Genomic DNA, 14,192 nt, shown 5'->3' on the forward strand with positions numbered 1-14,192 from the left:
TCTACTTCTACTTCTACTTCTACTTCTACTTCTACTTCTACTTCTACTTCTACTTCTACTTCTACTTCTACTTCTACTTCTACTTCTACTTCTACTTCTACTTTTTATTTCTCCTTCCACACTATTCTGCTCTTATATGTCTCCACTCACCTTACCTCTCTACTGTACACTACCTTTTCTGAGCACTTAAACACGCTAGAAGTTAGCGTACTTCCAGCTCTTATTGGACGAAATCCAATGAGAACGCCGTGCAGACATGTTAATTCTTCTTTTCGTTGGATGAAATCCAACAAGGGCGGCTAAAATGGCGCTGAATCCCTATAAAGTTCATCTCTGTATTGGGTTTCGTCCAATGAGAATGGCATTTAAGCGTCAAAAATCGCCTGTTCGTTGGAATTCATCCAATGAGCTTGACTCTCCTCGGGCGCCTCTCCACCTTAAAATGCCAAAGAGACCGTCAGGGAAATCCTGACGGTTCTTCTGGGTAGAACAGCATTGCTCGGATGAGGGTATGGAGGCCACAGTCTTAAGGGTTGGCGGGATTATGCCCATCTTTCAGCCCGAGACCTTCATTTTGGCCCTCTCGGCCGGGCACCGGGGCTTCTCCGGCTCCGAGAAGGCTTTTTCGGCCCTCTCGCTGGAGAATTGGCGAGATTTCGCCCATCTTTCAGCCCGAGACCGCCTTTTTGGCCCTCTCGGCCGGACACTGGGCATCTCCGGCTCCGAGAAGGCTTTTTCGGCCTTCTCGCCGGAGAATTGGTGGGATTTCGCTTTACTTCCGCCACCAGCCTATTTTTATCCAACCCGTTTGCGTTTGAACAATAAGTACAGGAAGAACGGCGCTCCGATACCCGCCGTGAATACGCCTGCCGGTATATCAAGCGGCATAAACAGCATACGCCCGGCCAAATCAGCCAGCAGCAGCAGAATCGCGCCGGTCAAAGCCGCAACGGGAATTACGAGCGAATACGAATTACCTACGAGCCTGCGGGCAATATGCGGAGCCATGAGGCCAAGGAACGAAATCATCCCCGCTACCCCAACAGCCGCACCTGCAAGCGCTACGCTGTAGAGCAGCACCATGACCCGGGTGAACTGAAGCCGACTGCCGAGCCCTAATGCCGTCGCTTCGCCTAAAGTCTGAATCGTCAGTTCCTTTGCATACAGGAGGGAAAGCGGGATAAAGACAGCAATCCATGGAAAAATGACCTGCACGTACTTCCAACTTGTCCCGTAGATGCTGCCCGTCATCCAGTTCAATACTTGAGCCGCCAAGTAAGCCGGCCCGCTAATGAGCAGAAACATGGTAAGGGCTCCCATCGCTGCGGAGAGACCAATGCCGATCAGTACCAACCTATAGGTCGATACACCCCTTTTCCAGGCAAGGATATAATTAATTAGGACCGCGAGAAGCGCTCCCACCATCGCAACAACCGGAACCCAGTGAATGCTGTAGCCAGTGAACAGCGTCATGAAAGCAACAGCCGCAGCCGATGCACCTCCAGTGACGCCCAGAATGTCCGGTGAAGCAAGCGGGTTCCGAATCACTCCCTGCAGTAAGCACCCCGATACGGCCAGCGCCGCCCCGATCAGGATTGCTGCAAGGATTCGTGGCAAGCGAAAATTCATGAGAATTAGGTCTGAGCTGCCTAGGTTCTGTCCGATCAACGAGCGGAAGACATCCTTCATCGGGATGGCTACACTGCCGATGGAGAGGCAAAACATCGAAAGCACGATCATCGCGAGAAATAAACTTATGATGATCACAACCGATCTTCGCGAGCGTGATTTAATCATTTGCCTTCCTCCTTGCTGCATGGATCAGAAAGGGTACGCCCAGCATCGCCATGGCGATCCCAACGGGGACCTCTTTCGGCATCAAGACGAAACGCGCAGCAAGATCCGCCGCCACCAGCAGGACAGCTCCACTTAACGCGCAGCATGGCAGCAGCCAGCGGTGATCCTGGCCAACCAGTGCTCGGCACAGGTGCGGCACAATCAGTCCGACGAACGCGATCGGACCAGCAGCCGATACCGAACTCCCGGCGAGTAGTACGACAGCAAGTGACGATAGCAGCCTTACGAGCGTCACACGCTGACCCAGACCCAGGGCACTTTCCTCACCTAACACCATAATATTGAGAGAGCCGGCTAACAGAAACGCGAGGCCTAAGCCAATCGCCATATAGGGGGCTACGGACAGCAAATGGTCCAATTTCCTCCCGGAAACGGACCCAATCATCCAGAATAAGGCTGCATCGAGAGACTGCTTGTTAATCAAAATCAAGCCTGATGTGATCGAGGAAGCAAAAGCCCCCATCGCCGCGCCTGCCAGCGTAAGTTTGACTGGCTCGAACCAGCTGTCACGCATCGCCATCGCATAGACGCAGACCGAAACGAAGAGCGCGCCGGCAAAAGCGATCCAAATCATCGTATTCATCGTAAGAGCTGATCCATAAAGGACCAGCCCGATGACGATGAATAAGGAAGCGCCGGCATTAATGCCGAAGATGGAAGGAGACGCCAGCGGATTTCGCGTCAACACCTGCATGACGGCGCCTGCTACTGCAAGAGACGCGCCTACTGCTGCTGCAACTAGAACCCGCGGTACTCGGGTTGTTCTTAGAATCAACTGCTCGTTAGAGCCATCGAAATGCCTGTAACTCGTCCATAAATCGCCGAACCCGAATATATGCTCCCCCAGTAAAATGCTCGCTACAGCAAGCACGAGCAGAAACACAGCTCCCGCCGTCAGTCCCATCATCTTTCTCTTGTGCGTGTCGAGTAAAGCAGCTTTATTATTTGACATCGAAGTATTTAATCAATTCGTCGAGCAGCAGGTTTGCTGCTTTGTACCCGCCTGCGGAGTTCCAAATTCCCTCATCTACTTGAATCACTTTATTCGTTTTCGTTGCGTTCAAGTTTTTGAATAACGGATCATTCTGCCATTCCTTCACCACATTTGCGGCATCCGTCTTCCCTTTTGCTTCCGTGACGAAGTAGAACAGGACATCTCCATCCATTTTGGCGATATTTTCTTTATTCAAGACTTCAATGAAAGACTCCTTGTCTTGCGACTCTGGACGTGCGATACCCAATTGGCCAAGCAGTACGCCGGCGAATGTCTGTTTCTGGTAAATGCGCACTTGCGACGCGGAGAAACGCACTAGTGAAACTTTCGTAGCCGCCTTGCTGCCGAGCTTCCCTTTCACTTCCGCTACACGCTTGTCGAAAGCAGCCATCGCTTTCTCGCCTTCATCCTTCTTATTTACGGCCTCTGAGTACAGCTTGAAATTGACTTTCCAATCCCCAACCAAGTCAGCTGCGAACACCGTAGGCGCAATTTGCTTCAGTTGATCGTAAATTTTCTCCTGCCTTACTTTGTTCCCGATGATCAAGTCCGGTTTCAAACTAGCAATCAGTTCAAGATTCGGCTGCAATTCATCTCCAACGACAGTTACATTCTGCATATCGTTCTTGATATGGTCGTACCAGGGTTCACCGAGCCAAGACATAACGGCGCCCACTGGTTTAACACCGACGGCGAGCAACGCTTCCGTGCCCTCATTCGTCAGGATAACGACACGGGATGGCGTACCCTTAATCGTCGTTTCGCCCATCGCGTGTTTAATGACCCGAGGAGCATCAGCTTCCTTATTTGCCGCGGGTGATGCCGTGCTATTAGCGCTCGGAATCGGCGTCACGCCACTTGTCGTAGTCGGTGATGTCGCCCCCCCCGTTGAACACGCGCTGAGAAACAATGTGAAACAGATGACGACCATGGCAGTCATCCAGGCTCTTGATTTCTTAACCATCTGTGAATCTCCCTCTCCCCTACTTTGATAATGATTCTCATAACCATTACTACTATAGCGTCTAAGCCCACCCGCCACAATGGGATATCTCGACAGGAAGAATGGATTATTTCGACGCCATTCCCAGGTGTACAATTCTTTGAATCTTGTGGGAGAGACACCCTCTTGCTTTTTGAAAATACGGCTAAAATAGTAACTGTCCGCGTAACCGACACTCTCCGAAATCTCTTTCAGCGTTTTGTCCGTATAAACGAGAAGCTCCTTCGCCTTGCTAAGCCGCAGCCCGATTAAATACTCGATGGGACTTGTATCCATTTGATTTTTAAACAAACGAAGCAGTTGTCTTGTCGTACATTCCAGCGTATCAGCCAACTCTTCCAGCGTCACCGTTTCCTGATAGTGCTCCTCCATATAATAGATGGCTTGGCTGACGAGATCGGGAGGGATGACGTCGACCCCTTGTTCGTGCAGCTGCTCTACTAGCTCATAAAGTAATTGGTAAAATAGCGTCTTCACCTTTAATTTATCAAGTGGACTTGGTGCCTGCCATATGTGATACATATGCTCCAGCTTCTGCATCCAAGAAATCGGATACTTAGGCGATAAACTATAGCGCAGCTGGAACGGATTCTCGCGTTCCATCAGGTTGACTAGCTCCAATCGGCTCGGAAGCGGCAGAGTTGCCTTGTACAGCACCATAAAATATTCCAACTGCTCCATAGCCGTAATGTCGAGACGTATCCCCTTCCCTACATGCAGTACATGAAATCGTTTCATGCGGGTTTCGACTCCGTCTATGTGCAGCTGGGCATTGCCGCTGGTGACATAGAGGAAAGCGCTTGTCGGCAAGCGATAACCACGCATCACTTCGCCAGGCTCAAGCAGCATGCGGCGAATGTCCATCACTCGGATGAGAACGTGATTCCACAATACGGTATGGTCGCTAATTCTCATTAATCAGTCATTCCTTTCTTTCTACAATAAAACTATTTTATCACAGTTGAAAATAATTCTCATTATCAATTGGGTGACGCCCGCTAAGTGAGCACTTAGCGGAACTGGAGTCCTCTAATTAGAGAAAAACAGGCATTTTCCCATCTGAACGGAACTACAGTCTCTTATTTGTCCTCCATTGGTCATTTTCAGGTGAAACCGCCAAAATAGCGCACCGTAGTTCCCCTGCCTATGAAAAATGTACTTTTCAGAGAAATAGCGGATCATAGTTCCCTGAACTCTCTCCATCATATGAAATACGAAAAAAACCTAGCGAAAATCGCTAGGTCCTTTATCACCGTCTTATTTCGCCAATTCCTCATATTCACCTTTCGTTAAACCAAAGATGAATTCATCAAAATGCTGCCCCATCGTGAAAACCATATTCCGCAGCCTTCCCTCTTGGACAAACCCAAGCCCTTCATGCAGGGCCACGGAACCCTCATTAAACGCATAAACATGCGCCGTAACTTTCAGATAGCGCAGCTCTTCGAAATAATACCGCAGCAGTATCCGTATCGCGTCTGAAGCATACCCGCTGCACCAATGTCCACGAAAGATGGCTACGCCATATTTAAAAGTCCCATGCCGTCGATCGCAGCTATTGGTGCTCATACTCCCAACGAGTTCACCATCCAATGTTTCAATAGCGAGCATGACATTATCGCTAACCGGCACAATCGCTGCTTGACTTGCTGCCCAAGCTTTTGTTCCTTCTTCGGATCTCGGAAAATAGATGACATCGCAGTGCCTGGCACCCTCCGAATCCAAATCATTCTGATGGAATTTCTCCCAATCCGCAGCCAAAATAGGCCGTAATCGAACTTTTTTACCTGACCACATATCGTTCTGCATCAGACACTCCGTCTTCGATCAATATTTGCGTGTAGAAACATCCCGTTTAGCGGTTTCCTGAGAGAAAATACTTTCCGCTGTAATAATATTTACCGGAATTTCCTTGCCTGCGGCAAGATCCTTAGCCGCTTTGATGATTTGTGGCCCCAGCAAGGGATTGCACTCCACTGACATGTTTAGCTTCCCAGCGAGCATAGCTTGAAAAGCAAGCTTCGTGGCATCCACGGATATCACGATGATGTCTCTGCCTGGCTTCAAGCCCGTCTGCTCAATCGCCTTAATTGCGCCAAGTGCCATATCATCATTATGTGCAAAAACAACCTGCGGTAACGTTCCCTGTTGAAGTACTTTACTCATTAATTCCTGACCGCTTTCCGTCGTGAAATCTCCGACTTCCGAAGCTATGACACGAAATCCAGCATTTTGAGAGAGTACCTCTTCAAAGCCTTGTCGGCGCTCAATAGCAGGTGCCGATCCTGCAGTTCCTTGCAGTTCCACAATTTTGGTTTCCCCGGACATGGGCTTGTGCTCCACAAGCCATCTAGCAGCTCGCCGTCCCTCTTCAACGAAATCCGAACCAATGAACGTCGTCCATAAGGAGTCATCTTCCAGCTTCACTTTGCGATCCGTCAAAATAACCGGTATACCAGCTACCTTGGCTTCCGCTAAAACATCGTCCCAGCCTGATTCAACAATCGGCGTAAAGGCAATAACATCGACTTTTTGCTGGATAAAGTTTCGAATAATCTCGATCTGCTTCTCTTGACTGCCCTCGGCATTTTGCATGATAAGGTCAATACCAAGGTCTTGAACGGCCGCATTCTTGATGGATTCGGTGTTGGCTGCCCGCCAGCTGCTTTCCGAGCCTACAACAGCTACGCCCAACTTCATCTTTTTCGTGCTCACACTCATCCGAGAAGTAATCTGTTTGAGGCTAGGGTCACTGGCTGTGCCTAACTCTCGGGTATTTTTTTGCGTAATAACATGACTTGGCAAAATGATCTTTTTGGGAATAACCTTCTCACGGTTAAGAATATCGAGTGCGTATTGAATCGACTCTCTTCCCCCTGTAGGGCTCGTAACCGTTCCGCTTAATACGCCTTGTTTAACTAAATCAAATCCACCATTCACCGTGTCCAATCCATCAATGCCGATAATTTGCACATGGCTCAAGCCTAAGGCATCAATCGCACGATATGCGCCAAGCGCCATGGCATCACTATGGGCAAATACCAGCTTAATTTCTGGAGAGCTTGGTAAAATACGCTTCAACTCGTCTTCTGTCCGATCCCGCTGCCAGTCTCCGACAATCACTTTATCGACCTGAATGGACGGTGATTGAGACAAATAATCTCGAAAACCACGGCTCGTTTCTTCAACAGATCTGGAGCTGACGGCACCTTTTATCTCCACTACATCAGCTGGAGCGCCACCAAGTAAGTCAGCAGCCAGTTTACCTGATTTTTTGCCAATCGACAGATTATCTGACCCGATAAAAAGGGAGTAATCATAGCCGGTAACGCCTCGTCCAAGGACAATAACAGGAATCTCCTTATAGACCTCCGTCACGATCGGCGTCAACTTCTCAGAGTCATTGAGCGAGATAATGAGAAGGTCAATGCCGTACTTCATCAGTTTCTGAACATCGTGGACCTGCTTCTCACTGTTTTCTGCGGCATCGGTAAAAATAAGCTTAACGTTCTTATGTTTTTCGGCTTCTTTTCGAATTTCGTTATTCATAAGCAGCTGCCGGGGTTCATTCAGGTTGGGCTGACTAATGCCAATTAAAAAATCCGGTTCATCTTTTACCGCTTTAAGGTGCAAGAGGCTTGCGACGAGCATGACCACAACCAGGCCTATCAAGCTAAAGACAAGCAGCCAAATGTAACCTTTTTTTGAGGGAACCTTCATCCTAGTAGTCTCCACGCTTTCTATATTCCAGTGGCGATACGCCTGTCATTTTTTTGAATGTATGACTGAAATAGTGCTGCGATTGGTAGCCGACTTTCTTTGCAATTTCATACATTTTGGAAGTCGGATCATTCAGGTACTGAATGGCTTTTTTGATCCGAATGTCGGTAAGGCAATCTACAAATGATTTGCCCAAGTCTCTTTTTAACAATTTACTCAAATAGGTGGCATTGACATTCATCTGTTCCGCTACTTCGGACAAGGATAAATCTTCTTTATAATAGTAGGTTTCCAAATATTTCTTCGTCATCATAACAATGGGGGTCAAAGCGCTTTCACGCATCAGTTCCTGATTCATCTCTTCATAATGTCTTGGAACTTGTTCAAGCTGTTCAACAACCGAATGCGTAAGCAGCATGCTGACTCCCAAATAAGTCATGACAACCCGTTCAAACTCCTGATAGACAGCACGTATGCCGGTAAGATCAGAAATTTGTGTAAGCGCTGCAATTCGGCCCTTTTCAGCGCTGAAAACCGTGGAAATTGGCAGTTGCGGAAGCATTTCACTTAAAATATTTTTGATGGCAAACTCAAGCAACGACGGGTCCCAAATCTTGTTAGGGGCATTCGCTGTCACTTTGCCTAGCGGTTTCAGAAGCAGCATGCTGATTTTCCCGTGAAACTGCGGCTGAAAAAACAGCCATTCTTCCTCAAACTGTTCCTTCGTGAGCTTCCCAGTGATCCATTTGCTAAAAAACTCTTCCCGCATCGTTTCCGCATTGAACTCCAATTTATTGTTCATCCACTGCGTATGCTTTTGCTCAACTCTATCTTTCATGAGCACCTCGAGCGCTTTGTTTACGGCTGAGCTTAGCTCCATTTTTTGCACAGGCTTTAGCAAATAATCGAAGGCATTGAGCCTGACCGCTTGCTGAGCGTAAGAAAATTCATCATGACCTGAAATGACGATGACCAAGCAATTCGGATTCTGGTCATGTAATTTTTCAATTAATTCAAGGCCGTTCATAAATGGCATGTTGATATCGACAAACATCAGATCAGGACAAGCCGAAGCCGCGATTTCTAACGCTTCTTTGCCATTTTCGGCTTCAGCAACGACCTCAATGCCCATATCAGCCCATGGAAGCGTTTTACATAAACCGTTTCGAATGCGTGGTTCATCGTCTGCAATCATAAGTTTCCACATATTCGTCACCTCATCCTGTCTTTTTCACTACTTGCACCATTGGATGTTTGATCTCGACGGTTGTTCCTTCGCCAAGAATGCTGTAAATCTGAATTCCGTAAGCGGTACCATAAGTCAGCTGGATACGCTCGTTTACATTGAACAAGCCAATTCCGTACTCATCCTCGCGCGTTTTCTTGCCACGTAATATCTGATTGATTTCCTCCAGCTTCTCCGGCGGAATGCCAGCCCCATCATCTGTGATTCGAAAACAAATCAGATCTGACTCCAGCTCAGCACAAATGCTAATTTTCCCCTTGCCTGTTCTTGCCTTAATGCCGTGATAAATGGCGTTCTCAATTAAAGGCTGCAGAATAAGTTTAAGTACATGATAGCTGTACAAATGTTCCGGAATATCGAATTTAAAATCTAATTTATCCATATAGCGGGACATTTGAATAATCATATAGCTCTCTGCGTGTTTAACTTCATCCCGTACTGGAATCCACTCGTTTCCGCGATTCAAACCAATTCGGAATAGATTCGTAAGCGCCCCGATCACTTCAATAATATCGTCGGCTTCATATTCTTGCGCCATCCACTGAATGGTATCCAGCGTGTTATATAGGAAATGCGGTTTGATCTGGGCCTGAAGGACTTGCAGCTCAGCTTCCCGCTTTTTTTTCTGCTCCATGTAGACCACATTAATTAAATTATTAATTTCTTCGAGCATATGATTAAAGCTATTGCCGAGCTGCCCAATCTCATCTTTGGTTTCGGAGACGAAACGCTGATTGAGCTCACCATTCCTCACATGACTCATCAAACTCATCAGCTTGCGGATGGGACGAATCAATGTGCCAGTGAAATAAGCGGACAACAGAGATGCTAAAACAATCGTTATGAATGTAACGATGAGTGTATACAACTGAATATCTGTGATGACTCGTTGGTAGTCATCATTAGGAATAACCCCAATGAATCTCCACTTATTCGTTGCGGAATCATTAAATAAAATGCGATAATCGTGCCCTTTAATCTGCTGCGTTAGACTTCCTTGTGAACCGTCCGGCAGCCACTTGCCTTGGATGCGATACACGATATCATTGGTTGGCGCATACACAATATTGCCCTTATGATCCAATATGTACATAAATCCGGATTTGCCGAGTTTCACATTTTCGAAGATGGATTTAATCATATCCATTCTTAAATCCATAAGAACAACCCCCAGCACTTCTTCCGTTTGGGGATCTACAACTGCGTGTACGAGCGATAATACATCGTAAGAACTGTAATTCTGAGACGTAGAAACGTTACGTCCTATCGGATTACTAATAATCATCGTTTCACTAGGTGCTTTAAGCGCATCCTGAAACCAGGTTTCCTCGACCAATGAATCGCGTGTAATTCGAAACATATCATGCGATGTAAATATACCACTTTTATTAACTAACATAATACCCATGATTTCTTTGTTGCGCTCTGTGTACATGGACAACGTTTTATCGATCCGTGCAACCTCATCTTTGGAAGGTTCTTGCCCCTTCATTTGCATGAACTTCGCGACTTCTGGATCCTGGCTTATGTAGTGTTGAACATCCTTAAGATGATCTATGTAATAATCCACATTACTTTCTACTTGATGAATCATTTGAAGCGTGCTTTGATCTGCTTGATTCTCGGAGTAGCTGCTATAGGTTCGAATGCCCCAAAAGCTCAGTGTAAGAATCGAGATAAGAATAATTAAGAGAAAGATGCAGTTAAGCTTAAAACGAATGCTGCGGTCATGCCACCAACGAAGATATGCCCTCACTGCGATCCTCCTCTTAATTGATATGGTTCTTATAATATCACAACTGGACTACGTTTTGGACGGTACTTTTCGATTTTTTGGGCGTGTGCGGATTCCGCTTTCTTTCTCTTCTTGACACGATAGCTCGCTGCAAGGCGATGAAGGCAAATAAGAGGAAGCCAATGACGATTTTAGTCCACCAGGAGCTTAAAGACCCTTGAAACATAATCATGGTTTGAATAACGCCAGCACTTAATACACCGAGCATTGGACCTACGAAATAACCAAATCCGCCTGTAAGCAGGATGCCGCCGATGACACAGGCCGCAATTGCGTCCATCTCGCCTCCCATCAAGTGAAGGCCATAGCCGGACAGCATGTAGAAGGTAAACACGATTCCGCTTAATGCCGAGCAAAACCCGCTAAGCGTATAAACCGCCAATTTGGTTACGTACACAGGAAGACCCATTAATTCCGCAGACTTCTCATTCCCGCCAATGGCATAAACATTTCTGCCAAATGCCGTATATCGTGAAATGTACACAGCTGCAGCGACGGTGACTAGCGCGATGACGACCCCGATCGATATCGTTCCATCCCCTGGCAGCGGAATTCTGAAATTGGATATAGCGCTGTATATGGGATTATCAATCACGATACTCTCGGGACTAATTAGAAAGCACGTACCACGTGCCAAGAACATACCGCCGAGGGTGACAATCCAAGGATGAATATGGAACCGGCAAATCAGATAACCTTGCAATAATCCGAAAATAGTACCGAGCAGAAGCACACTTGGCATGACAACGAATGGATGAATACCGGCTCTTAGCATGACGGCGGATAGCACACTGACCAAAGCAATCAATGAAGCAACCGAAAGGTCGATACCCCCTGTCACAATAACAAAAGCGAGTCCAGTCGCAACAATAATAAGAAACGCATTATCAACAAACAAATTTAAAAATACTTGCATGGAGAAAAAGCTGTCAAACATCGCGGAGCCTGTTCCATACAATGAGATAAACAAGAGAATCGTGGCAAGAATGGTGATGTTTGAGGATGTAATTTTAAGCGGCATTTTCATGAACAAGCACCTTCTTTCCCGTTTTTCTGCTAAACGTACGACTGAACATGTCTCTTAATACGTCCGATTGGACTAGGCTGACAAGAATGATAACGACTGCTTTGACAACCATGACAGATTCCGATGGCACGCCTAACGTGTAAATGGTCGTCGTTAGGGTTTGGATGAATAGAGCACCTAACACGGTACCGCCTAAGTAGAAACGTCCGCCACGCATCGAGGTACCGCCGATAACAACGGCTAGGATCGCGTCGAGTTCGAACCATAAACCGGCATTGTTGGAATCTGCGCCTGTAATGTTCGAGCTTACAATAATACCTGCAAGGGCTGCGCAAAACCCACAAATAATATAAACAGACATCATAATGCGAGTGGAATTAATGCCCGCGAACTCACTGGAAACGCGGTTAGAACCAACGGATTCCAGGAATAATCCAAACGCCGTTTTCCGAGTGACAATATGCAAAATAACGAAAACAATGACGGCCAGAATGACGGCGAAAGGCAAACCAAGCAGATAGCCGCCTCCTACAAAGCGATAAGCTTTATCGGAAATGGTAATGATTTTTCCCCCGGAGATTAGCTGGGCGATCCCTCGCCCTACGGTTAACAAGATCAGTGTGGCGATCATTGGTTGTATTTTCAACTTAGCTACCAGCAACCCATTCCAGTACCCACACAGAACGCCGATTCCGAGGCCTGCCAATAAGGCTAAAGCGAACGGAACATGCTTCTGTAAGAGAAATGCCGCCAGGGAAGCGGCTATCGCCAGCACGGAACCTACCGAGATATCGATCCCTTCTTTGGCAATAACAAGCGTCATCCCCAGCGCAATGATGAGGATCGGTGTCCCCCGGTTTAAAATATCAATTAAACTTCCAAATAAATGACCGTCTTGTATCCGAATATTGAAAAACCCTGGGGTAAATAGGGCATTAAATAGCAAGATAATAGCGATCCCTAATGAGGGCCAAAACAATTTGGAGCGGATCGCATTATGAAACATGCTCTTTAGCGGTGTCATTTTTATACCCTCCCTCTGCAATCATCTGCATAATTCGTTGTTCACCGATTTCGTTCCCGTTGAGCTCACCAATGATTTGGCGATCCCGCAATACCAGAATGCGGTCACAGCAGCCAACCATCTCTTCCCATTCCGATGTGATCATCAAAATAGTCATTCCTTCCGCAGCAAGCGATAAAATTAATTTGCGAATTTCCGCTTTGGAGCCTACGTCAATACCGCGAGTCGGCTCATCTAAGATGAGGAGCTTCGGTTCTGTCGCTAACCACCTCGCCAAAATTGCCTTCTGCTGATTCCCACCGCTGAGCTGATCAATTCTTTGCTCCATGCTCGAAGCCTTAATACTCAGCAGCTTCATGTAATACTCAGCTATTTCTTGCTGCTTGCGAAGAGATAAATTATGCAGGATTCCGCGTTTGGCTTGCAGCGCGAGCACAATATTTTCCCGAACCGTCAATTCCCCTATGATGCCTTCGACCTTACGCTCTTCCGGACAGAACGCTAGACCATATTCAATCGCTTTCTTTGGAAACATGGTGCGAATCTTATCATTATCGATCGTCATTGCACCTTCATCCGCCTTATCGATGCCAAAAATCAACTTAGCGATTTCCGTACGCCCTGATCCGAGCAAACCGGCAAGTCCTAAAACCTCTCCTTTGCGAACCGTTATATCGAATGGCTCCATGGAACCTCGACGTCCTAATTGTTTGGCTGACACCCACACCTCGCCTTTTTTCATTCCGACAATCTTGCTTTGCTGCTCTTCGTCATTCCATTCACGGCCGATCATCTTAGAAATCAGGTTAATTCTTGGCAATTCTTCGGTTAAATACTCGCCTACTAGCTCACCATTTCTCAGTACGGTAATGCGATCTGATACCTCATAGACTTGATCCATGAAGTGTGTAACGAATACGATCGCCATACCTTCGTCCTTCAGTTTCCTCATAATTCGGAAAAGCTCCTTGACTTCCTGCTGATCAAGACTGGAAGTCGGCTCATCCAAAATGAGCAGCCCAGATGAAATATCTACGGCCCGTGCAATCGCAACCATCTGTTGGATGGCTACGGAAAACTCAGATAGCGGCTTGGTTACGTCGAGCTGGATGCTCAATCGCTCCAGAAGCTCCTCTGCCTTACTGTTCAAGGCGTTCCAATCGATGCTTCCTCCGCGCTTTCGTGGTTGACGGCCGATGAATAAATTCTCCGAAACAGATAAATTCGGACATAGATTCACTTCCTGGTAGACCGTACTGATTCCTAATGCCTGCGCATCTTTTGGCGATTTGATGTGCACTTCCTGACCATTCAAGGTGACGATGCCTTGGTCCATCTCATGTACACCTGTCAAAACTTTAATCAAGGTGGATTTCCCTGCGCCATTCTGTCCCATCAAAGCATGAATTTCTCCTCTTTTAAGCTGAAAATCCACATTCGTTAAAGCTTTGACACCAGGGAAAAATTTACTAACGCCAGTCATCGTTAATACAGGTTGCTGTTGCATTCCTCTCCACTCCTTTATT

At 46.9% G+C, this 14,192-nt stretch carries 10 protein-coding genes; all 10 read right to left on the minus strand.

Going from position 1 to position 14,192, the window contains the following annotated elements:
* Positions 1–795 precede the first annotated feature (795 nt).
* Positions 796–1,797: a FecCD family ABC transporter permease gene (locus AC58VC_RS26765; protein ID WP_497373085.1), complete on the minus strand. Its 1,002-nt coding sequence runs from the start codon at positions 1,795–1,797 to the stop codon at positions 796–798.
* Entirely contained in the window at positions 1,790–2,809 is a 1,020-nt protein-coding gene (locus AC58VC_RS26770) for a FecCD family ABC transporter permease (RefSeq protein ID WP_497373087.1), read from the minus strand. The genes AC58VC_RS26765 and AC58VC_RS26770 overlap by 8 nt, the downstream gene beginning before the upstream one ends.
* Positions 2,799–4,769, minus strand: a complete 1,971-nt coding sequence (locus AC58VC_RS26775; RefSeq protein WP_497373089.1) for an ABC transporter substrate-binding protein — start codon at positions 4,767–4,769, stop codon at positions 2,799–2,801. Before AC58VC_RS26775 ends, AC58VC_RS26770 begins: the two co-directional genes overlap by 11 nt.
* A gap of 342 nt (positions 4,770–5,111) precedes the next feature.
* Positions 5,112–5,663: a GNAT family N-acetyltransferase gene (locus AC58VC_RS26780; protein WP_497373091.1), complete on the minus strand. Its 552-nt coding sequence runs from the start codon at positions 5,661–5,663 to the stop codon at positions 5,112–5,114.
* Positions 5,664–5,681: 18 nt separating this feature from the next.
* Positions 5,682–7,574, minus strand: coding sequence for a substrate-binding domain-containing protein (locus AC58VC_RS26785; protein WP_497373093.1), 1,893 nt, complete (start codon positions 7,572–7,574; stop codon positions 5,682–5,684).
* A 1-nt stretch (position 7,575) separates the two neighbouring features.
* Positions 7,576–8,781 (minus strand): response regulator transcription factor, encoded by a 1,206-nt coding sequence (locus tag AC58VC_RS26790; RefSeq protein WP_497373095.1) that lies wholly within the window; start codon positions 8,779–8,781, stop codon positions 7,576–7,578.
* A gap of 10 nt (positions 8,782–8,791) precedes the next feature.
* Entirely contained in the window at positions 8,792–10,576 is a 1,785-nt protein-coding gene (locus tag AC58VC_RS26795; RefSeq protein ID WP_497373097.1) for a sensor histidine kinase, read from the minus strand.
* A gap of 37 nt (positions 10,577–10,613) precedes the next feature.
* Positions 10,614–11,642, minus strand: a complete 1,029-nt coding sequence (gene yjfF, locus AC58VC_RS26800; protein ID WP_497373099.1) for a galactofuranose ABC transporter, permease protein YjfF — start codon at positions 11,640–11,642, stop codon at positions 10,614–10,616.
* Complete coding sequence (locus tag AC58VC_RS26805; RefSeq protein WP_497373101.1) at positions 11,626–12,666, minus strand: ABC transporter permease; 1,041 nt, start codon at positions 12,664–12,666, stop codon at positions 11,626–11,628. Before AC58VC_RS26805 ends, yjfF begins: the two co-directional genes overlap by 17 nt.
* Entirely contained in the window at positions 12,638–14,173 is a 1,536-nt protein-coding gene (locus AC58VC_RS26810; RefSeq protein WP_497373103.1) for a sugar ABC transporter ATP-binding protein, read from the minus strand. The genes AC58VC_RS26805 and AC58VC_RS26810 overlap by 29 nt, the downstream gene beginning before the upstream one ends.
* Positions 14,174–14,192 lie beyond the last annotated feature (19 nt).

Source organism: Paenibacillus sp. J22R67 (assembly GCF_059692175.1).

Excerpts from the sequence above, each read along its gene's own strand:
- AC58VC_RS26765 (WP_497373085.1), bottom strand. The coding sequence starts at position 1,797 with ATGATTAAATCACGCTCGCGAAGATCGGTTGTGATCATCATAAGTTTA.
- AC58VC_RS26770 (WP_497373087.1), bottom strand. The coding sequence starts at position 2,809 with ATGTCAAATAATAAAGCTGCTTTACTCGACACGCACAAGAGAAAGATG.
- AC58VC_RS26775 (WP_497373089.1), bottom strand. The coding sequence starts at position 4,769 with ATGAGAATTAGCGACCATACCGTATTGTGGAATCACGTTCTCATCCGA.
- AC58VC_RS26780 (WP_497373091.1), bottom strand. The coding sequence starts at position 5,663 with ATGCAGAACGATATGTGGTCAGGTAAAAAAGTTCGATTACGGCCTATT.
- AC58VC_RS26785 (WP_497373093.1), bottom strand. The coding sequence starts at position 7,574 with ATGAAGGTTCCCTCAAAAAAAGGTTACATTTGGCTGCTTGTCTTTAGC.
- AC58VC_RS26790 (WP_497373095.1), bottom strand. The coding sequence starts at position 8,781 with ATGTGGAAACTTATGATTGCAGACGATGAACCACGCATTCGAAACGGT.
- yjfF (WP_497373099.1), bottom strand. The coding sequence starts at position 11,642 with ATGAAAATGCCGCTTAAAATTACATCCTCAAACATCACCATTCTTGCC.
- AC58VC_RS26805 (WP_497373101.1), bottom strand. The coding sequence starts at position 12,666 with ATGACACCGCTAAAGAGCATGTTTCATAATGCGATCCGCTCCAAATTG.
- AC58VC_RS26810 (WP_497373103.1), bottom strand. The coding sequence starts at position 14,173 with ATGCAACAGCAACCTGTATTAACGATGACTGGCGTTAGTAAATTTTTC.